The sequence below is a fragment of the Halomonas sp. KX33721 genome (assembly GCF_001596805.1).
In the GTDB taxonomy this organism is placed as follows: Bacteria; Pseudomonadota; Gammaproteobacteria; order Pseudomonadales; family Halomonadaceae; genus Vreelandella; species Vreelandella aquamarina.
On the sequence record NZ_LVIA01000016.1, the window covers coordinates 45,727 to 65,162 of the forward strand.

Genomic DNA, 19,436 nt, shown 5'->3' on the forward strand with positions numbered 1-19,436 from the left:
GCCAAGATGAGGAGAGCAACGTGAAAGCACGGGTAAAATGGACCGATGGCCGCCAGTTTGTAGCGGAATCCGGTAGCGGACACAGCGTTGTGATTGATGGCCCACCCGACCACGGCGGTCGCAACACCGGCCCTCGGCCGATGGAAATGCTGTTGATGGGCATGGGCAGTTGCACCGCCTTTGATATCTTGAACATTCTTGATAAGGCCCGCGCAGAGGTCACCGACTGCGTTGCCGAGCTGGACGCCGAGCGCGCCGATGAAGTGCCGTCCGTGTTCACCAAGATCCACGTCCACTTTGTGGTCACTGGTCGTGGCTTAAAAGAGAAGCAGGTTCAGCGGGCTGTGGAACTATCGGCAGAGAAATACTGCAGCGCTTCTATCATGCTGGTCAAAGGCGGCGTTGAGATCACTCACTCCTATGAGATCCGCGAAGCTTGAGCCGTCATGGGTCGGCTGGCCACGCGGGTGACGCTGCAGCATCAAAAAAATGGCGTGACTGGATGCAAGCCACGCCCTGGGCGGGCATAATACGCCCGCTTGTTTTTCCCTTTACTGCGTAGTGCGGGGTCGTCTTCACGGCGGCTGCGTTAGCACGGTGACAAGTGTTTATCGGTTCCGGCGCTGGCTCGTCGGGGTGTCCTCATCTGCCATAGGGAGGTTCGGAAGTGTCAGATAATCTCCGACTCCACGGGTTCAACAACCTGACCAGCTCTTTGAGCTTCAATATTTACGACATCTGTTACGCCAAAACCGAAGAGCAGCGTGCGGCTTATATCGACTATATCGATGAGCTTTACAACGCCGAACGTTTGACGCAGATCCTGAAAGACGTCACCAACATCATTGGCGCTCATGTACTGAACATCTCGCGTCAGGATTATGAGCCGCATGGCGCGAGTGTGACCATCCTGATCGCCGAACACGAGCTGGATGAGCCAACCGCAGGGCAAATCGAACCAGGCCCAGGCCCGCTACCGGAAACCGTGGTGGCCCACCTGGATAAGAGCCATGTGACGGTACACAGCTACCCGGAGTCGCACCCTGACAACGGCATCAGTACCTTCCGTCTGGATATCGATGTCTCGACCTGTGGGCATATCAGCCCGCTGAAAGCGCTGAACTACCTGATCCATAGTTTTGATTCCGATATCGTGACCATGGATTACCGCGTGCGCGGCTTTACGCGGGATGTGGATGGCAAAAAGCTGTTTATTGACCACGACATCACCTCGATCCAGGACTACTTGGCGGAAGACACCAAGCAGGCCTATCAGATGATCGACGTGAACGTGTATCAAGAGAACATGTTCCACACCAAGATGCTGCTGAAAGACTTCGAACTGGATAACTACCTGTTCGGCACGTCGCGCCGCGACATCACCTTCGAAGAAGCGCGGGATATCGAAAGCCGCCTACGTAAAGAGATGCTGGAGATCTTCTACTCCCGTAATCTCGATTAAGGCGTTGCCTTAAGCAAGCTATCAAGCCAACGAAAAGCTGCCCGCGGGCAGCTTTTTTTATGCGCTTTGTTGATACGGCTAGTAAAAACCTGCCTCGCCCTCAGGACGGGTTTTAAAGCGTCGATGCAGCCATAGGTACTGCTCGGGGTGCTTGCGAATCGCCCGCTCAATAAACGCATTTACCCGCGCAGCATCGGCCAGTTCATCGCCGCTGGGGAAATCTTCAAAGGCGGGCAAACACTCAATGGTGTAGGTGCGATTATCCGGATTACGGTGGAACATAAGCGGCACCACAGGGGCGCCCGTCATGCGGGCAATTTTGGCCGTAAGACGAATCGTCGCCGCTTGCTGACCAAATAGCGGCGCAAAGACGCTCACATCGCGGCCAAAATCCTGATCCGGTGAGTACCACACGATGTGCCCCGCTTTGATGCGGCGCACCACGCCGCGCAGGTCATGGCGATCAATGGCTTGGCCAAAGATGCGTGAACGTGCTCGGGTCATAAATCGCTCGAACAGCGGGTTGTTATGGGGGCGGTAAACCACATCTGCCGGGAAGAACAGCGAGTGCAACGCCCCGCCTAAGTCCAGCGTCGAAAAGTGGATACCCACCACCAGCACGCCTTTGCCCTGGGCTTTAGCGCGTGCAAGGTGCTCTTGGCCGTGATAGGCCACTCGATGACGCAGCCCTTCGGCATCACGACACCAGCCAGTTGCGGTTTCAACCAAACCGATCCCGTTGGCAATGAATGTCTCTTTGACCAGTTGACGCTGCTCGTCGGCGCTTTTTTCTGGAAAGCAGAGCGCGATGTTCGTGGCGGTGATGTGCCGACGACGCTTCACGAAGCGCCACGCCAGCAGGCCAATCGCTTTACCTACCCATAGCTTCAACCGCCAGGGGAGCCACGCGGCCACATACATTAGGCCAATCGCCAGCCATGTCGGCCAGTAGCGAGGGTGCGCAAAGGAGCGCGGATAAGACGCTTTTGACATACAGATAACCGTTTAAACGTGAGCCCCATGATAGCGCCGAGGAGCCCTGGGAAGCACACCGGTCAGCAGCGTATAGCTGATGGTATCGCAGTAGCGGGCCACCTCGTCCACCGGCAGCACACTGCCATTGCTAGCTGCTCCCCATAGCACCACTTCACTGCCAATCGCGGCATCAGGCACGTCGGTAACGTCCACCGTCAGCATATCCATCGAGACCTTACCGGCAATGGGGCAGCGCTGCCCATTGACTAGCACCGGCGTGCCGTCGACCGCGTGGCGATCATAGCCATCGCCATAACCTGCGGCGACTACGGCAATTTTAGAGGGTCTCTTGGCCTTCCAGCGGCCGCTATAGCCCACCTGATCCCCCTCCGCCAACTCGCGCAACGCAATAATTTCTGAGCGTAATGTCATCACCGGGCGTAGCTGCTGGGCGATCTCGTTGGGCACTTCCAGCGGGTCGCTGCCATAGAGCATCACGCCGGGGCGATTCCAGTCGCCATGTGCGGCAGGCCATGCCAGCGTCGCCGGGGAGTTGGCCAGACACAGCGGTGCCTTCAGCTTGGCAGCCAGCGCTTTTAGCGTATTCATCTGGCGGTTGAAGTAGCTAGGATCTTTCGCATCGGCGGTGGCAAAGTGGCTCATCAGATGCAGCGCCGTTACCTGCGGCGCATCCACCAAACGCTGCCAAACACTGGTCGCTTCCTCCGGCGAGAACCCCAAACGGTGCATCCCCGAATCCACCTTTAACCAAACAGGAATAGGCTGCCGTGGCGAATACGCCAGCAGCGCTTCGACCTGCCACGCACTGTGCACACTGATCCATAAACGGTGCTGATCGACCAGCGCCAGCTCATCGGCACTGAAAATACCCTCTAGCAGCACAATGGGCGCTTTGATGCCTCCTTCGCGCAGGCTCAGCGCCTCTTCGATACAGGCCACTGCAAATGCTGGAACGGCAGTTTCTAAGGCTCGGGCACAAGCCAGTGCACCGTGGCCGTAGGCATCGGCTTTAATGACGGCAACTGAGCGGCTTTGCGGGGCGCAGCGGCACGCCAGTTGATAGTTGTGACGCAGCGCGTCCAAATCAATATGGGCCACTAACGGGCGCATGGCTCTCTCACTTACTAGGTCACTGACCGGCGTACTTGCCGGACTGAGCGGAGTCACTCAGTAATGTATGAATGAAAATGGTTCGCCCTAAAAACAGCGCACCGAGCAGATAACTCGGTGCGCTATTTAATACTTCCGTTGGGCTTGTCGGAAGCAGCTGGTTTAACTCTCGACCCGGAATTAACTCTCGAAAATCGCGTCGAGGGAAAGCCCCTGTTTTTCCAGGGAGCGGCGCAGCTTCTTTAACGCTTCTACCTGAATTTGTCGAACGCGCTCCCGCGTTAGGCCAATCTCGGCACCCACTTCTTCCAGCGTTGCTGCCTCGTGACCGCGTAAACCGAAACGGCGTACCACGACTTCGCGCTGTTTTTCGCTTAGCTCATCCAGCCAGTGGTCTACGTGTTCGCGCACGTCGCCATCTACCAAGCACGCTTCCGGCCCCAGCACCTCATCGTCGGTGAGCGTATCAATCAGCGGCTTATCGCTGTCGCCGCCCATGGGAGAATCCACCGACGACACCCGCTCGTTAAGCCCCAGCATTTTCTTAACTGTCTCGACCGGTTTATCAAGATGCTCAGCGATCTCTTCGGCGGTAGCTTCGTGATCCAGCTTTTGAGTCAGCTCACGGGCAGCACGCAGATAAATGTTGAGCTCTTTCACCACGTGAATCGGCAGACGAATAGTACGCGTCTGGTTCATCAGCGCACGCTCTATCGTTTGGCGAATCCACCACGTGGCGTAAGTAGAGAAGCGGAAGCCCCGTTCGGGGTCAAACTTCTCCACCGCCCGAATCAAACCAAGATTACCTTCCTCGATTAAATCGAGCAGCGTTAAGCCTCGGTTCAGGTAGCGTCTGGCAATCTTGACCACTAGACGCAGGTTAGACTCAATCATCCTTGAGCGGCCAAGCGCATCGCCTTTACGCGCTAGGCGGCCATAGTAAACTTCTTCTTCCGGCGTCAGCAGCGGAGAAAAGCCAATTTCGTTAAGGTAGATCTGTGTCGCATCCAAGCTTTGAGTCGATTGACGGTCTTCACGGCCCAGCGCTTTTTCAAACGCTTCCTCCTCTGCCGTGGCGTCGTCGTCGGCGTCATCTAACGCCTCTTCAACCTCATCCAGGTCAATCTCCTGTAGGTCCTTCTCCAGCATACTCATGGTCATACCCCCGTTGTCTCGCCTAACCGCCATTTAGAAAAGTAAGGGTGGTCGCACTCCCTGTGCGCATACACCTTATTGTTATATGACGCTCTAATTCAGCTATGCGGGTTGCCCTAGCAGGCTTGACACGTTACACCTGCTAGGTAATGACTAGCGCGATGGCAGATAGTCCAACGGATTTTGCGGCTGACCATCGCGGCGCACCTCAAAATGCAGTTTGATGGCATCTGCATCGCTATTGCCCATCGTGGCAATCACTTCACCTGCCTCGACGACATCATTCTCTTTGACGCTTAAACTATCATTATGTGCATACGCGCTGAGAAACTGATCGTTATGTTTCAGTAGTATTAGGTTACCGTAGCCACGTACACCGCTACCGGCATAGACCACAATACCAGGGCCTGCTGCACGAATAGGTTGCCCCTTTTGCCCAGCGATATCAATCCCTGCTGTAATGCTGCCTCCCTGCCCAAACTCACCGATGACCTGACCATCGGTTGGCCATTGCCAATCGATGTTTTCGGCAGGCGTAAAGGTACGCGACGAGCGATCGGTGCGGACGGTTTGAGTGGGCTGAGCGGCAGGTTCCGGCTCAGCGGCAGGTTCCGGTTCTGGGGTCGGTTCAGGCGTGGGCGCTGGCTCCTGCGCGGGCTGGGCTGGCGGCTGTTGATTAGTGGATTCAACCGGGGCATTAGCAGCGGCAGCTACCTGCTGGGATGCTTCCACCGCCGTGCGCTCAGCCCGCTCGGCGGTTAGGCGCTGGTTGCGCTCGATGGCACTCTCGTCCGGCAGCAGCCAGTCGAGCTCCTGGTCATTGCTTGCCACGGCAGTGGCTTGTGGTTGCAGCCCCGTAGCAACGGCACCGCTGGTCGAAGCGGGTGACGCGTTGTCGCCAGACGAAGTCGACATACCTCCCGTGCCTTCACGCAAAGCGATGGTTTGACCAGGATAAATTTGGTAAGGCGCATCGATATTGTTGATGGCGGCGAGCTGGCGATAGTCCAGATTGTGCTGCCACGCGATGCCATAGAGCGTATCGCCTGCTTTAACGGTGTACTGTGGTGAGTTTTCCACCGCACGGCGTGCGTCGCTCAAATCGCGCACCTGGGGGGTGTTGGACTGCTGACTGGCACAGCCACTCACCGCCAGTGCAAGCACCGTCATCATAAAAACCTTACGCATGGAAACCCTACTCCTGTTCAACGCCGTGCTAACGATCAATGGAACGATTATCTGTCGAGTGATGCTGGGCATGAGTGGCCGCACGACGGTTGAGCGCTACGACGAGTAGCGCACCGACGACCATCAACGTTATCACGCCAGTTACCTGTGCCGACGCCCCTGTCAGCACGGCGTAATCGCTGGGTAATAGATAGCGATAATCCAGCGGAATCATTTGCCCATCGGGGCCTAGCTGGTAGCGTAACAGCTCACGCCAGGGCCAGAGAACCGGTAGCGAGCCAACAATAAAGCCCAACAATAGCTGTAGTGTCGCGCCATGGTAGCGCCGCAATAGCCACGAAAGCAGTCGTGAAGAGAGCGCCAACCCGATGATGCACCCCATTCCAAACAGCATGATAATGCCAAGATCGAAGCTGCGAATAGCCCCCATGATGGTGCCGTAGAGCCCCATCGTGAGCAATAAAAAGCTGCCGGATACGCCGGGCAGCAGCATCGCACTAATCGCGATAGCGCCAGCTACTATGACTACCAGCGCTTCATTGCCAATCATCAGCACCAGCGGCATCATGCCGGGAAGCAATTTGGCTAACATTAACCCAATCGCCAGCGGCAGCAAGTACCAAATTTTCCATCGTTCTCCAGCCTGCCCGACCACCAGTGCCGAGGCCGCTACAAGCCCGAAAAAGAACCCCTCCAATAGCAGCGGTTGCGCCTCCATTAGCCACAGCGCTAAGTGAGCCACGCTCACCAAACTGACCGCAACACCCAGCAGTAGCGGTATTAGAAACGCCAAGTTCAGGTGCCGACTTAAGCCCACCCAGCCCCCGCGACGCCAAGCACCAAAGGCGCTAGGCCCAAACTGTTTAATAGTGTTAATTAACTCTTCATAAATACCGGTAATAAAGGCAATCGTGCCTCCCGATACGCCAGGTACTGCATCGGCAGCGCCCATCCCGGCGCCTTTTAAAAACAGTCCTATGGGTCGACGCTTCAATCCACCACTCCTTGCAATAGGGGTACAAAACGCACGGGTTCAAGCCTGCGTTTTTCAAAGGCAGAGCCAATACGCTTAATTTGGGTAAGCCACTGACTGCCATCTGACTCTTCCAGCGGTGCAATAAGCACACCGTCATAACTCAGCTGTTCAAGTAATACTTCCGGCAGCGTTTGCGCGCAGGCCGTGAGCAAAATAACGTCAAAGGGCGCAGCTTCCGGCCAGCCTTCGCTGCCGTCGGCCACAGCTAATGTCGCTGGGGCACCTAGCCGCCATAGCCGCTCTGCTGCTCGCTCGTGCAGCGTATAGATTCGCTCCACGGAGTAAAGCGTTTCTACTAGGCGCGACAAAATCAGCGTTTGATAACCTGAACCAGTCCCCACTTCCAGCACGCGCTGGGGCGACGCGCGAAGTACCAGCTCGGTCATGCGCGCGACGGTTAGCGGCTGGGAAAGCGTTTGACCAAAACCAATGGGTAGAGCGGTATCTTCATAGGCGCGATGAGCGAGCGCTTCATCGACAAACAGATGACGCGGCTCGCTGGCCATCACGTCTAACACGCACTGGTTACGCACGCCTTGTTGAATCAGGCGCTTGATCATACGGTCACGGGTGCGCTGGGAAGTCATTCCACGGCCGCGCCGCTCACCAGGAGATAGCTCAGGCAAAGGCATCCAACCAGTCCTGCACATCACGACGCGCGGAGTGGCGCGTTAAATCAGTTTGCAGTGGCGTAATCGATACATAACCTGCTTCGATGGCCGCAAAGTCGGTATCTTCACCGTCGTCAGCGTTAGCCGCCACCGGGGCAATCCAGTAGCGGGTACGGCCCCGGGGGTCTTGCACCGGCACAGGCTTTTCGGCTGGGCCGCGGTAGCCCAAGCGGGTAACTTTAACACCTTTGATTTTTTCCCAGGGCAGGTCAGGGACGTTCACATTCAGCAGCGTACGAGGCGGCAGTGAGAGTTGATCAGCGGCACCGATGAGGCTCGCGGCAAACTGGGCTGCCGTCGCAAAATGGTGGGCGCCGCACAGCGACATGGCAATCGCCGTCATACCTAGATTACGCCCCTCCATCGCGGCGGCGACCGTGCCTGAATAAAGCACGTCATCACCGAGGTTACTGCCATGGTTAATCCCTGAAATGACCAAATCAGGACGCTCGTCCCACATCCCATTCACGCCTAAATAGACGCAGTCGGCCGGAGTGCCGTCCACACTATAAAAGCCGTTGTCTAACGCCGTCAGCGCAAGCGGACGCGATAGCGTCAGCGAATTACTGGCCCCGCTGCGGTCACGGTCAGGGGCAACCACGCGTAGGTTAGCGTGGGGTGTTAGTGCCTCGTAAAGCGCTCTAAGGCCGGGGGCGTGAACACCGTCATCGTTGGAAAGCAGCAGTCGCCGCATCAGAATCTCCTCACCTCAGCGTTAAGCCGTGTCGGGATGATGAATTAACTCGCCAATGACCGCCGTGGCAAAGCTGCCTCGCGGCAGGGCAAACGAGAGTAGCACGGCGTCTGCATCGAAGGTTATTTGCGGCGCAATAAGCCGGGCACGTAGCGCACGCTGCCCGCGCCTGACGCCGCTCTTTTCAAGCCCTTCACACAGCGCAGGGTGCTGAGCGGCGAGCTGCGCTTCATAAGCCCCAGCATCTCCTTCAGCCGAGCGGCCAACGCCCCACAGCACGCCGGTTGGGTGAACGTCTAGCGCAGCGGCGCGCTCCACCAAACTCTCCTCCACCGCCTCAATGCCAAACACACTTTGGGTGCCATCAAGCATGAGAGCATCCCCAGCGATGGGCTGGCACCAGTTACCATCCTGCAGCCGCGCGCTAAGCAGCTCATTGAATAAAAAGCTGCGAGCGGTGGAGAGCATCATGCCCTGCCGGTCGTCGCGCTTGCGCCAGCCTTTCGCCAGCACGGCGGCGGCACGCTGTAAGTTGCGCGCCCCTGCGCCAAAGCGCTGATGGCCGAAATAGTTGGGCACGCCCTGGGCGCAGAGCGTTTCCCAGCGCGGCAAAAAATCGGCCGACTGAACGGCCTCACCGCTCAGGCGTAGCGTAAAGTGGTTAGTGCGATGCACGCCCCGCTTTAGCTTACGTGGGTGGCGTGCCTGCTCAAGTACCGTAACCCCCAGCGCTGCCAAAAAAGCCGACAAATCCGCCGGGGCATCGCGCCCTGGCAAATGGACGCTTAACCATTGGCGAGCCACCGCGACCCGATCTTTCATGCCGGAATAGCCAATATCTCTAGGCGTGACGCCACACAGTCGGCTTAGCTGTTTCACCATATCTAACGTGGTTTGGTTACGCTTTTCAAGCCGCAGCCACAGGTGTTCACCATGAGCTTCCGGGGTAAAATCAAGCTGCTCATCGACGATAAAGTCTTCCGGCTGAGCACGGTACTGCCCTGGCGCGGGCACGCCGAAAGCGGGCGTTAGGCTACGCTGCCATGGGGGTAGGTTAAGCATTCAGCGCCTCTGGGGCCGTCAGCAGTACCACCGCCTCTGCGGCAATGCCTTCACCGCGCCCGGTGAAGCCAAGGCGCTCAGTAGTGGTGGCTTTGACGTTTACCTGGCCAAGACTAATTCCTAAATCTTCAGCGATGACGGCGCGCATAGCGTCAATATGGGGAGCCATTTTGGGCGCCTGGGCCATTAACGTTGCATCCAGATTCACCACGCGATACCCCTCGCTACGCACCAGGGTTACCACATGGCGCAGCAGGCCACGGCTGTCAGCACCAGCCCAGGCGGGGTCGGTATCCGGGAAGTGACGGCCGATATCCCCCAGCGCACAGGCACCCAGTAGCGCATCGCTGATCGCGTGGAGCAGTACGTCGCCATCAGAGTGGGCCACAAAACCGTGGTCAAACGGCAGCTTAACGCCGCCAATCATTAAATGGTCACCTGGCCCAAAGCGGTGCACGTCAAAACCGTGGCCAATTCTCATTAGGTACTCCTGTTGCTGGCGGTTGCCGACTGGGCGGCCAGAATGGCAGCCGCCAGGGCTAAGTCGTCAGGGTGGGTCACTTTTAGATTATCTCGGCGTCCGCTCACTAGCCGTGGTGCCTCGCCCAGCGCTTCTACCGCCGAGGCTTCATCAGTGACCACCGTGCCGGTTTGCTGAGCCTGCTCAAGCGCATGGCGCAGCAGCGAGTAACGGAAACTCTGTGGCGTTAGCGCGTGCCATAGACCATCCCGCGGTTCGGTAATTTGGCTGAGCTGGTCACCGTTATCGCGCTTCATGGTATCCGCCACCGGCATTGCCAGAAGCGCACCGCCTGAGTGTGTCTGCGCTGCTTGATAGAGCGCGTGGAGATCATCACGAGTAATGCACGGACGCGCGACATCGTGCACCATCACGAGGTCTGAGCCCTCGGCGGTCATCGCTTGCAAAGCGTTTAATACGCTATGCATACGCTCGGCACCGCCTGACACACGCTGCCACTGCGCAAAAGGCACCCAGGTGGGGTCGAACCAGCGGTCGTCGCTGTCTAGGCAAAGTACCAACCGCGCCTGCGGAAAAGCGGCGTGAAGCCTTGCCAAGGTGTGGGCCAGAATGGGCTGATTGTTCAACGTCAAATACTGTTTAGGCTTATCGGCCCCCATACGTCTGCCCTGCCCCGCTGCAGGAACGACGAGCCATAGTGTGTTACTCATTCTGCGGCGCCTTCACTGCTCGGTGGTATAGCTCCAGGCAGGGAAACCAGCCCCGCATTGATTCCCACTAGCTCGTTTTTGATGGCAACACCGGGCACCCAATAAAATTGTTCATCGGTGCGCACCATTCCCATATCGCTACGGGCGCGCTCTTCAATGGCATCGAGTCCCGTTTTTAAGTCAGTGACTTCCGCTGCGAGCCTTGCATTGCGCTCACGCATTGGCACGTTATCGGCTTCCTGCACGGCAACGCGTTGCTCTACCTCCTGGAGGTCTTGCCAGCCGCCGTTTCCCAGCCACAGCTGGTACTGCAGCAATCCCAGAGCGGCAAGCAGTATCACCACAAGCCATTTGTGCATCACAGAGATCCTTTGTGAAAGCGAGAACGGCGCGCATTATGCCATTAAGGGCGATAGGCAGCGAGCCGCAGCGCTGTGGGAATTATTTAAACGGTAAGGCATCTTCGGCGGCACGGCGATAGGCCATGATATGGGCAGCCTCTTCTTGGCAAAACTGCGCGACCCCTGCGGCAAGCCCTGGATGGGCCACATAGTGCAGCGAGCGAACCCGCTGCGGTGCAAAGCCCCTTACCAGTTTATGCTCGCCCTGGGTGCCAGGGTCAAATAGGGTTAGCCCCTTGGCTAGGCAGTAGTCGATACCTTGGTAGTAGCAGGCTTCGAAATGCAGGCAGTCCGCGATGATTTCACTGCCCCAGTAGCGTCCATAAAGAGTGTGTGCACCGCGAAAATAGAGCGCAGCGGCCACGGGCCTGCCCTCCAAACGCACCTGCACCAACATCAGCGCCTCGGGCATTACTTGGCGTAAGCGTTCAAAGAAGACGTGATTAAGATAGGGTGGTCGGCCACGCTCATGATATGTAATGGTGTAGCAGCGATAGAAGTGCGCCATATCGACATCACTAATCGCAGCACCTTCCAGACGATGCAGCGTAAGGCCCTGATCAGCGACTAACCGCCGCTCACGCTTTATCATTTTGCGACGCTTTGAGGTCAGACTAGCTAAAAAGCCGTCAAAATCGCCGACACCTCGGTCTCGCCACTGAAACTGTACCCCTTCTCGCGCAATTAGCTCAGGACACTGGCGCTGCCACGCCTCGACCTCTGGCTCCTCGGCAAACAGCAAGTGCCAACTGGAAAGCCCCACCTCATCGCACTGCTGTTTCCAACCGATGGCTAACTGCTCACGGACAGCGGCAGTATCGGTATTCGCGGCTATCAGTGCTCGGGGGCCAGGCGCGGGCGTAAAAGGAATAGCGCTTAGCCCTTTGGGGTAGTAGTCGCCACCTGCCCGCTCCAGCGCCTCCGCCCACCCCCAATCAAACACATATTCGCCATAGGAGTGGTCCTTGCGGTACATGGGCAGCGCCCCGACCAATCGGGAATCTTGCCAAACGCATAAATGGCAAGGCACCCAGCCAGTAGCTGCACCCACCGAACCGCTCGCTTCAAGTGCAGCCAAAAAGGCATGGCGTAAAAAGGGCTGCTCTTCACTCACCAGCGCATCCCACTGGCTTGCCGCAACGGTATCAATCGCAGGTAGAATGGTAAGGGACAGCGAGCGTGAACGCATAACATCTCCCATGGCACACTGGCATAGGTTGTGAATCGTTTACTGTACCATCAAGGCCATGACAGCGTACCAACCACCTTGTTTTGCTTACGATCTTTTGGACCGATAAACACTGCACCCACGCGCAATGAAACCAGCACTGTCAATAACGGATGATTCCAAGGAGAGGCTATGAAGCGCGACCTGACGAGTATGTTTAATGCTCAGCGTCATACGGCTGGCCAAGCGCCATTTCCAACGTTAGGGGTGCGCCGAGAACGTTTGGCCCGCTTAGCCAAAATGACGAAGCGCCATCAGCAAGAGATCGTGCGAGCAATCCAAACCGACTTTGGCCAGCGTAGCGACGTAGAAATACACCTTGTTGAAATTAGCGCTGTGCTGCAAGCAATTCGCCATGCACGCCGCCACTTATGGCACTGGATGCGCCCTCGCCGAGCAGGCGTACCTTGGAAAATGTGGCCCGCTCGTGCTCACGTTGCCCCTCAGCCCCTTGGCATTGTGGGAGTGATGTCCTCCTGGAACTACCCTTGGCATCTTGCTTTGATGCCGGTGGTAGATGCGTTCGCCGCAGGTAATACGGTACTGGTAAAGCCCAGTGAGCAGGCGCCACATACCAGCGCTCTATTGGCCAAACTGGTGCCTCAATACTTCACCGACGAAGAGTTTGGCGTGGTGGAAGGTGGCGCTGATATCGCCACAGCATTTAGCGCGCTGCCGTTTGATCACTTGCTCTTTACCGGCTCAAGCGCAACGGGCCGCCAAGTAGCCGCTGCCGCGGCAACCCACCTCACCCCCGTCACGCTGGAGCTGGGTGGCAAATCACCTGCGCTTGTCGCGGGTGACGCTGATTTAGAACAGGCGGCCGCCGCGATTATCTTTGGCAAAGGCATGAATGGGGGACAATCCTGCATAGCGCCGGACTATGTACTGGTTGAGAGCCGCCACCTTGACGCCCTTACTCACGCTTTAGAGCGAGCCATCCAACATCAGCGGCCAAACGCAAAAGAGGCCACCGGCTATGTGAGCGATGTCCACCAAGCGCGCATCAAGCAGCTATTGGATGAAGCACGCGACCACGGCTGCCGTGTAATTGACCAAGGCACCCATTCCCCCGCGCTCGTCATCGACCCGCACCAGGGTTTAGCGCTAATGCAGGAGGAGATTTTTGGCCGCATCCTGCCGCTTATTAGCGTTAAGCAAATGGACGACGCCATTCGTTTTATTAATGCTCGCCCTCACCCACTCGTTCTCTACGCGTTCACCCGTAACAAGGCGCTCCAGGAATCCCTTCGTCATACCACCCGCTCTGGTGCGCTGGTGTTTAATGAGACGCTGCTGCACCACGCCGTTTCCTCTTTACCCTTTGGAGGCGTTGGTGAAAGCGGCATGGGGGCTTACCACGGCCGTCACGGTTTTGAACGTTTTAGCCATTTGCGCGGCGTCTTTTATCAATCCCAGCGCCCCACCAGCCGGTGGTTAAGCCCCCCTTATCGACGTTGGTTGCTGAAATTACTCGGGCTTGACTAAAGCTATTAAGCTAATGTCCGATATTCACTGAATACGCCTTATAGTTACAGGCCACTACGTTTAGGAAACATTATGCAAGCCGCCGACCTACCTAATAATGAAACACAGCGCCTGACGGCCTTGCATGCACTCAATGTTCTCGATACACCTGCCGACACAGCCTTTGATCGCATCACTGAGCTGGCCTGCGAACTGTTTGATGTGCCGATTGCTTTAGTATCGTTGGTTGATAAAGAGCGCCAATGGTTTAAAGCTCACAGCGGGCTTGAGGCCTATGAAACCAACCGTGATATCTCATTTTGTGCTCATGCCGTAGCAGCTAATCGCCCCTTAGTCATTGAAGATACCAAAAACGACCCGCGCTTCGCTGATAACCCATTGGTATTAGAGCAGCCTCATATCCGTTTTTATGCAGGCCACCCGCTTTGCCCCAGCGATGACCAGTTACCCGTTGGTACGCTGTGCTTAATTGGTGAACAACCACGCACCTTTACTGAGCGTGATCATCGCATCCTGCACAATTTAGCCAAGCAGGTAGATGAATTGCTCCGCCAACATGAGCTTAAGGAGCGGCTTTCACGTACGGCAAAACAGCTTGAAGCACTCTTTACCAAAAGTGCGACAGGTAAACTACGCGTCGATCGGGCGGGAAATGTCATCGCCATTAATCCATTTGCACTCAACTTATTGGGCTACCAAGCAGAAGAAGTTGTCGGCAACAATGTGGGAATGCTCGCCTTCCCAGAGACCGCGGAGAAATACAATTATTTAATTAGCCGCTACTTCTCTTCTGATGCTAATGAACAGAGCGTTGGAAAAGGGCGCGAAACCGTGGTGCGCCACAAGCAAGGGCATCAGATTCCCGTACACTTGGTAGTAAATGCCATCCACAATGACCGTCAGGAATTTGTTGAGTTTCTGGCGATACTCACTGACCTTTCAGATATTAATAAAGCAAAACATCGCGTAAACCGGGAACGCCGCTTATTACAAGTGCTTCATCAGGGCATTACCGACTACCAGGCACTAATGTCCGGCGAGCGGCTTTGGACCTTTCTGATGGAAGCACTGCGTGAGCTAACCGACAGCGACTACGCGCTGATTGGTGAAGTACTACCAACTGAGACCACCAACGCGCTGAAAATACACGCCATTACCGATCTCTCGTGGAACAAAGAGTCCCGCGAGCTGATGGAGAAGCTGCGCAGTGGCGATATGATGCTTACCAACCCTAACTCCTTACTAGGGCAGGTTTATGCCTATGGCAACGTGGTGATTACCGATGATGTGTATAGCCATGCCAAGCGTGGCGGTTTCCCACCGGGCCACCCACGGATCAATAACTATTTGGGCGCGCCTATTTTCAACGGCGACCAGCTGATTGGCATGTTCGCTATTGCCAACAGCCAGCAGCCTCTTAGCCAAGCGCTGCTGGACTGGCTACAGCCGTTTACCGACACCTGCGCCCTACTGATTAATCTCTATCGCCAAATGGCCGAGCGCGAACAAGTCACCAAAGACTTAGCGGCCGCACGGGATCAGGCAGAGAAAGCGAATAAGGCGAAGAGTGAATTCCTCTCTTCCATGAGCCACGAGCTACGTACCCCGCTAAATGCCATCATTGGTTTTGCCCAGTTACTCAGTAAAGGGCGACGCGACCCTCTTAGCGAGAAGCAACAGCGCCAGGTCGGCCAAATTGAGAAGAGCGGCCAACACTTGTTGAGCTTAATTAACGAAGTGCTTGATCTAGCGAAAATTGAAGCTGGGCATATGACCCTCTCCATAGAACCGATCTCTATCGAAGGCGTCATTGAAGATGCTTGCAACACGTTAGAAGCTAATATGAATGCCACTGGCATTCAGTTAATTCGCTACCCAATAAACAGTACCTGGTCTGTCTCTGCTGACTACACCCGCACGAAACAGATACTGCTCAACCTGTTATCTAATGCCATCAAGTACAACCGCGAGCACGGCGCCATTACCATTGGGGTAACGCAGCAAGATTCTGAACTACGCTTCAGCATTAGTGACACAGGACCGGGTATTGCCCCCGAGCGGCAAGAGGAACTCTTTGAGCCGTTTAATCGCCTAGACGCTGAGTACGGCACCATCGAAGGCACGGGTATTGGGCTAGCAATCACTCGAGAACTGGTTGAGCGCATGTCGGGGTGTATTGGCGTGGACAGCCAGCCGGGCGAAGGATCTACTTTCTGGTTTACGCTCCCTGTTGCCAACGTTGCCCCACTAACAGAACAGACCGCAACACGCACCTTGGCCGATGCGGAAAAAGCTCAGCGCGATTATCGACTGCTTTATATTGAGGATAACCCCACCAACCAACGCCTGATGGAAGACATTATTGATGACTTCCCCCACGTGGACCTTCAAACCGTTAATAGCGCTGAACTCGGGCTTGAGATTATGCGTCACTCACCGCCTGATCTTGTACTTATGGATATCCACCTGCCGGGGATGAACGGCTACCAAGCCCTCGCTGCCATACAAAACGATACGCAACTGAAGCATATTAATGTAGTTGCGCTCTCTGCCAATGCGATGGAACGTGATTTAACCCACGGCTTAGCCGCTGGTTTTGCTGATTACCTGACCAAACCTATCGATATCGACAAGCTATCGGCAACGCTCAGCACCTATTTTTCCGCTGCACCGGCAACAGACGCACCAAGGAAGGCTCCATGATATTTATGAACAAACACCTGCTTGTTGTTGACGACAACAGCGTGAATATTGAGCTGCTTCTCGACCTATTAGACGATCATGGGTTTGACAATGTGCATGGGCTAAGCGACCCGCGTCACGTACTTGCCTACTGTCAGCAGCAGTTGCCCGATTTGATTTTGCTCGATATCCGTATGCCTCATATAGATGGCTACGCGGTGATGGAGCAGCTGCAGGAACATTTTGCAGACCAGACGCCCCCCGTCATTGTACTGACCGCCCAAATTGACGACGACACCCGCCACCGGGCGCTTAAAATGGGCATTCGTGACTTCCTTACCAAACCGTTTAAGCACGATGAAGTGCTCCAACGCATTCGTAATACGCTTGATGTCGAGCATCGCTACCAGGTTCGCGATAAACAAGCAGAAACCCTGGAGCAAATGGTTGCCAAGCGGACAGAAGAGCTTGATCACCAGTCACGCACCGACCCCATCACACAGCTACCCAACCGGCGGGCACTGACACAGCTATTGCAAGAAGCCGCTCAACGAGGGCACGGCACTGGGCTGCTGTTTATTGCTTTGGATCACTTGGACGATGCGGTTCGACTCCATGGCTACGGTATTGCAGACCAGTTAATAATGCATATCAGCCACCGCTTAAACGCCCAATTATCCCCTAAATGTACATTAGGACTCTGGGGCGGCAGCGAGCTACTGGTGATCACCCAAAGTGCTGAGCTCACCGGGCTACGGCAGTTAGCCTCTCGTCTACTAAGCTGTTTCGACCATGACCAGACGCTGGGCGATTTACTGCTACCGCTCAACGCCCGCATGGGTATTAGCTGGTCCCATGGCCATTTTGAAACCGAGCGACTTGTGCACATGGCCGCCCTAGCCCTGCCCCAAAACGGCTCTTTACGTATCCAAAACTACAACGAAACTCTGGAAACCCAGCAGCGTCATCGCCTACACCTGCAACAGGCGGTTCGCGGGGCAACCCAACGGGGGGAAATGTCACTGGCGTTTCAGCCCAAGCTATCGCTCGCCACCCAGCAAGTCATCGGCGCGGAAGCCCTGCTCCGCTGGTACCATCCAGAACTTGGTCATGTGTCACCTGCAGATTTCATCCCCCTTGCCGAGGCAAGCGGTGATATTCTCTCCATTGGTGAGTGGGTGCTAGAAGAGGCCATGCGCTATATTGTGCAGTGGCGCCAGCAAGGGCTTCTTAATGACCGCTTCCATATTGCGGTTAACGTGGCAGCCCGCCAGCTGGCACGTAAGGATTTTGCTCAAAACCTACTAACACGCTTAGCTAAGCACAACATTCCTGAGCGCTTTTTTGCTTTAGAGGTCACCGAATCCGGCCTGCTCAGCGATATGCACAACGCGCGCATCCAGTTAGCTCAATTGACCGAAGCAAAGATTGCTGTTGCCATCGATGATTTTGGTACCGGGCACTCCTCGCTGGCTTATGTAAAGACACTACCTTTTTCAACCCTAAAGATTGACCGCGCCTTTGTGCTGGACTTGGAAAAAGACACGGTGGATCGCCAACTGGCTCTGACCATCACCCAGTTAGCCCATGCAGTAGGCTGTAATGTGGTGGCTGAAGGCATCGAAACCGCAGCTCAAGCAGACTACTTACGTTCTATTGGTTGCGAAGCTGCACAGGGGTATTACTATGCTCGTCCGTTGCCCGCCGATGAATTTTATCGCTGGTGCACGAATTGGAAACCTCACCCAAACTTAACGCCTGCCACGGAGTCTGTTAATGGCGCATGACCTGCTAGACCGCTTACGGGAACGCTTAGAAGAGTTGAACCGCTCAGAGCGCAAAGTCGCGAACGTAATTTTGGAAGACCCCGCCGCGGCCACCAGCCTGAGCATCGCAAGCCTTGCCCAGGCAGCTAGTGTCAGCGAGCCGACCGTTAACCGTTTCTGCCGTAACTTTGGCGCCAAAGGCTACCCGGATTTTAAAATCAAGCTGGCCCAAAGCTTGGCGGGGGGCACGCCCTACGTCACCCGCGCCGTTGAGCCCGGCGATACTGCCACGCAGTACACCCATAAAATCTTTGGGGCCACCATTGCCGCGCTGGACGAAGCCCAGCGTGAAGTGGATATGGCCGCCGTCGAGCGGATGGTGGATTATCTGACGCAGGCCAAGCAGATTCACTTTTTTGGGCTGGGTGCGTCAGGTGCCGTGGCGCAAGATGCGCAGCATAAGTTTTTCCGCTTTAACCTGCCGGTCATGGCCTATGTAGACGTGCTGATGCAGCGCATGGTAGCCGCCGCCTGCCACACCGGCGATGTGGTGGTGATCATCTCTTATACCGGACGCACCAGGGAGCTGGTGGATATCGCCAAAGTGGCCAGGGAAGCAGGCGCCGTCGTACTCGGCATTACCGCACCGAACTCTCCGCTCTCACAGGAGTGCACCGCCACGCTTGAAGTCGCCACTCCAGAGGACACCGACCACTATATGCCGATGACCTCACGAGTTATTCAGCTCACCTTAATTGATGCGCTCGCCACCGGGGTAACGCTTAGGCGCGGCGAAGATTTTCTGCCGCACCTGAAAAAGATCAAAGACAGCCTGCGCGATACCCGCTTTCCAGCGGAAAAGCCCACTAAATAAGCGTCGCTAGTGGTTACGCGTCCACAGCGGTGGTGACGGTAATTTCCACTTTTAACTCGTCGGCAGGCATTGGCGCGCATACGCAGGTGCGTGCCGGTGCATAGCCATCTGGCACCCAGGCATCCCATACTTCGTTCATCGCTGCGAAATCGCCACCATCTTTCAGGTAGATAGTGGCACTTAGCAGCTGCTCGCGGCTGGAGCCAATCTCTTTTAGCAGCGCATCTACCCGCGCCAGCATGCTCTCAGTTTGCGCTTTGATGTCGCCATGGCGCGCCTCAGGACCCGCCACCTGACCGCATAAATAGGCAACGCCCTGGTGAATCACGGCGCGGCTCATACGAGCTTTTGTATCATGACGCTGAATGCTCATAGATTAATCTCCTAAGAAGATGAAAAAAAACTAGTGTAAACCGCCACCAAGCCACTGCC

At 56.0% G+C, this 19,436-nt stretch carries 19 protein-coding genes; 6 read left to right on the top strand and 13 right to left on the bottom strand.

Going from position 1 to position 19,436, the window contains the following annotated elements; all coding sequences use genetic code 11:
* The first annotated feature begins 20 nt into the window (after nucleotides 1–20).
* Together A3220_RS06850 and speD are read left to right on the top strand one after the other, a co-directional pair.
* Entirely contained in the window at nucleotides 21–440 is a 420-nt protein-coding gene (locus A3220_RS06850) for an OsmC family protein (protein ID WP_054641169.1), read from the top strand.
* Between the two features lie 227 nt (nucleotides 441–667).
* Nucleotides 668–1,462, top strand: coding sequence for an adenosylmethionine decarboxylase (gene speD, locus A3220_RS06855; RefSeq protein WP_062373986.1), 795 nt, complete (start codon nucleotides 668–670; stop codon nucleotides 1,460–1,462).
* Nucleotides 1,463–1,540: 78 nt separating this feature from the next.
* Here the strand turns inward: speD and lpxL are convergent, their stop codons facing one another.
* The 12 genes from lpxL to A3220_RS06915 all read right to left on the bottom strand — a co-directional run bounded on the left by lpxL (nucleotide 1,541) and on the right by A3220_RS06915 (nucleotide 12,155).
* On the bottom strand, nucleotides 1,541–2,455 hold the full coding sequence (lpxL, locus tag A3220_RS06860) for an LpxL/LpxP family Kdo(2)-lipid IV(A) lauroyl/palmitoleoyl acyltransferase (protein WP_062373990.1): 915 nt from the start codon (nucleotides 2,453–2,455) through the stop codon (nucleotides 1,541–1,543).
* Between the two features lie 12 nt (nucleotides 2,456–2,467).
* On the bottom strand, nucleotides 2,468–3,568 hold the full coding sequence (alr, locus tag A3220_RS06865; protein WP_062373993.1) for an alanine racemase: 1,101 nt from the start codon (nucleotides 3,566–3,568) through the stop codon (nucleotides 2,468–2,470).
* 180 nt (nucleotides 3,569–3,748) lie between these two features.
* Nucleotides 3,749–4,723, bottom strand: a complete 975-nt coding sequence (rpoS, locus tag A3220_RS06870; RefSeq protein WP_044630278.1) for an RNA polymerase sigma factor RpoS — start codon at nucleotides 4,721–4,723, stop codon at nucleotides 3,749–3,751.
* A 153-nt stretch (nucleotides 4,724–4,876) separates the two neighbouring features.
* Nucleotides 4,877–5,911, bottom strand: a complete 1,035-nt coding sequence (locus A3220_RS06875; protein ID WP_062373996.1) for a peptidoglycan DD-metalloendopeptidase family protein — start codon at nucleotides 5,909–5,911, stop codon at nucleotides 4,877–4,879.
* 28 nt (nucleotides 5,912–5,939) lie between these two features.
* Complete coding sequence (locus tag A3220_RS06880) at nucleotides 5,940–6,905, bottom strand: DUF368 domain-containing protein (protein WP_062374000.1); 966 nt, start codon at nucleotides 6,903–6,905, stop codon at nucleotides 5,940–5,942.
* Nucleotides 6,902–7,579 carry a protein-L-isoaspartate(D-aspartate) O-methyltransferase gene (locus A3220_RS06885; RefSeq protein WP_054641166.1) on the bottom strand — a complete coding sequence of 226 codons (678 nt, stop codon included), beginning with the start codon at nucleotides 7,577–7,579 and terminating at the stop codon, nucleotides 6,902–6,904. The genes A3220_RS06880 and A3220_RS06885 overlap by 4 nt, the downstream gene beginning before the upstream one ends.
* Entirely contained in the window at nucleotides 7,566–8,312 is a 747-nt protein-coding gene (gene surE / locus A3220_RS06890) for a 5'/3'-nucleotidase SurE (protein ID WP_062374003.1), read from the bottom strand. Before surE ends, A3220_RS06885 begins: the two co-directional genes overlap by 14 nt.
* Before the next feature lie 21 nt (nucleotides 8,313–8,333).
* Entirely contained in the window at nucleotides 8,334–9,374 is a 1,041-nt protein-coding gene (locus A3220_RS06895; RefSeq protein WP_062374005.1) for a tRNA pseudouridine(13) synthase TruD, read from the bottom strand.
* Nucleotides 9,367–9,855, bottom strand: a complete 489-nt coding sequence (gene ispF / locus A3220_RS06900) for a 2-C-methyl-D-erythritol 2,4-cyclodiphosphate synthase (protein ID WP_062360982.1) — start codon at nucleotides 9,853–9,855, stop codon at nucleotides 9,367–9,369. Before ispF ends, A3220_RS06895 begins: the two co-directional genes overlap by 8 nt.
* Nucleotides 9,855–10,565 carry a 2-C-methyl-D-erythritol 4-phosphate cytidylyltransferase gene (gene ispD / locus A3220_RS06905; RefSeq protein WP_044630251.1) on the bottom strand — a complete coding sequence of 237 codons (711 nt, stop codon included), beginning with the start codon at nucleotides 10,563–10,565 and terminating at the stop codon, nucleotides 9,855–9,857. Before ispD ends, ispF begins: the two co-directional genes overlap by 1 nt.
* The gene (ftsB, locus tag A3220_RS06910; RefSeq protein WP_044630252.1) at nucleotides 10,562–10,924 is read right to left on the bottom strand and encodes a cell division protein FtsB; all 363 of its coding nucleotides are present in this window, start codon (nucleotides 10,922–10,924) and stop codon (nucleotides 10,562–10,564) included. Before ftsB ends, ispD begins: the two co-directional genes overlap by 4 nt.
* A gap of 82 nt (nucleotides 10,925–11,006) precedes the next feature.
* On the bottom strand, nucleotides 11,007–12,155 hold the full coding sequence (locus A3220_RS06915; RefSeq protein ID WP_062374010.1) for a GNAT family N-acetyltransferase: 1,149 nt from the start codon (nucleotides 12,153–12,155) through the stop codon (nucleotides 11,007–11,009).
* Between the two features lie 171 nt (nucleotides 12,156–12,326).
* Here A3220_RS06915 and A3220_RS06920 point away from each other — a divergent pair, with 171 nt between their 5' ends.
* The 4 genes from A3220_RS06920 (at nucleotide 12,327) to A3220_RS06935 (ending at nucleotide 19,004) form a co-directional block, all read left to right on the top strand.
* The gene (locus tag A3220_RS06920; protein WP_058577486.1) at nucleotides 12,327–13,682 is read left to right on the top strand and encodes an aldehyde dehydrogenase family protein; all 1,356 of its coding nucleotides are present in this window, start codon (nucleotides 12,327–12,329) and stop codon (nucleotides 13,680–13,682) included.
* A gap of 72 nt (nucleotides 13,683–13,754) precedes the next feature.
* Nucleotides 13,755–16,385, top strand: coding sequence for a GAF domain-containing protein (locus A3220_RS06925; RefSeq protein WP_062374013.1), 2,631 nt, complete (start codon nucleotides 13,755–13,757; stop codon nucleotides 16,383–16,385).
* Nucleotides 16,382–18,151 carry an EAL domain-containing protein gene (locus A3220_RS06930; RefSeq protein ID WP_054645095.1) on the top strand — a complete coding sequence of 590 codons (1,770 nt, stop codon included), beginning with the start codon at nucleotides 16,382–16,384 and terminating at the stop codon, nucleotides 18,149–18,151. The genes A3220_RS06925 and A3220_RS06930 overlap by 4 nt, the downstream gene beginning before the upstream one ends.
* The gene (locus tag A3220_RS06935; protein ID WP_054641164.1) at nucleotides 18,141–19,004 is read left to right on the top strand and encodes a MurR/RpiR family transcriptional regulator; all 864 of its coding nucleotides are present in this window, start codon (nucleotides 18,141–18,143) and stop codon (nucleotides 19,002–19,004) included. Before A3220_RS06930 ends, A3220_RS06935 begins: the two co-directional genes overlap by 11 nt.
* Nucleotides 19,005–19,017: 13 nt before the next feature.
* Here the strand turns inward: A3220_RS06935 and A3220_RS06940 are convergent, their stop codons facing one another.
* Nucleotides 19,018–19,377 carry a RidA family protein gene (locus A3220_RS06940; protein ID WP_044630258.1) on the bottom strand — a complete coding sequence of 120 codons (360 nt, stop codon included), beginning with the start codon at nucleotides 19,375–19,377 and terminating at the stop codon, nucleotides 19,018–19,020.
* Nucleotides 19,378–19,436: the final 59 nt, after the last annotated feature.

What these genes read in the sequence shown, in the direction of transcription:
- A3220_RS06915 (WP_062374010.1), bottom strand. Translation starts at nt 12,155, where the DNA reads ATGCGTTCACGCTCGCTGTCCCTTACCATTCTACCTGCGATTGATACC.
- lpxL (WP_062373990.1), bottom strand. Translation starts at nt 2,455, where the DNA reads ATGTCAAAAGCGTCTTATCCGCGCTCCTTTGCGCACCCTCGCTACTGG.
- A3220_RS06875 (WP_062373996.1), bottom strand. Translation starts at nt 5,911, where the DNA reads ATGCGTAAGGTTTTTATGATGACGGTGCTTGCACTGGCGGTGAGTGGC.
- A3220_RS06940 (WP_044630258.1), bottom strand. Translation starts at nt 19,377, where the DNA reads ATGAGCATTCAGCGTCATGATACAAAAGCTCGTATGAGCCGCGCCGTG.
- A3220_RS06920 (WP_058577486.1), top strand. Translation starts at nt 12,327, where the DNA reads ATGAAGCGCGACCTGACGAGTATGTTTAATGCTCAGCGTCATACGGCT.
- A3220_RS06885 (WP_054641166.1), bottom strand. Translation starts at nt 7,579, where the DNA reads ATGCCTTTGCCTGAGCTATCTCCTGGTGAGCGGCGCGGCCGTGGAATG.
- A3220_RS06930 (WP_054645095.1), top strand. Translation starts at nt 16,382, where the DNA reads ATGATATTTATGAACAAACACCTGCTTGTTGTTGACGACAACAGCGTG.
- surE (WP_062374003.1), bottom strand. Translation starts at nt 8,312, where the DNA reads ATGCGGCGACTGCTGCTTTCCAACGATGACGGTGTTCACGCCCCCGGC.
- alr (WP_062373993.1), bottom strand. Translation starts at nt 3,568, where the DNA reads ATGCGCCCGTTAGTGGCCCATATTGATTTGGACGCGCTGCGTCACAAC.
- rpoS (WP_044630278.1), bottom strand. Translation starts at nt 4,723, where the DNA reads ATGAGTATGCTGGAGAAGGACCTACAGGAGATTGACCTGGATGAGGTT.
- ftsB (WP_044630252.1), bottom strand. Translation starts at nt 10,924, where the DNA reads ATGCACAAATGGCTTGTGGTGATACTGCTTGCCGCTCTGGGATTGCTG.
- A3220_RS06935 (WP_054641164.1), top strand. Translation starts at nt 18,141, where the DNA reads ATGGCGCATGACCTGCTAGACCGCTTACGGGAACGCTTAGAAGAGTTG.
- ispF (WP_062360982.1), bottom strand. Translation starts at nt 9,855, where the DNA reads ATGAGAATTGGCCACGGTTTTGACGTGCACCGCTTTGGGCCAGGTGAC.
- A3220_RS06895 (WP_062374005.1), bottom strand. Translation starts at nt 9,374, where the DNA reads ATGCTTAACCTACCCCCATGGCAGCGTAGCCTAACGCCCGCTTTCGGC.
- A3220_RS06925 (WP_062374013.1), top strand. Translation starts at nt 13,755, where the DNA reads ATGCAAGCCGCCGACCTACCTAATAATGAAACACAGCGCCTGACGGCC.
- ispD (WP_044630251.1), bottom strand. Translation starts at nt 10,565, where the DNA reads ATGAGTAACACACTATGGCTCGTCGTTCCTGCAGCGGGGCAGGGCAGA.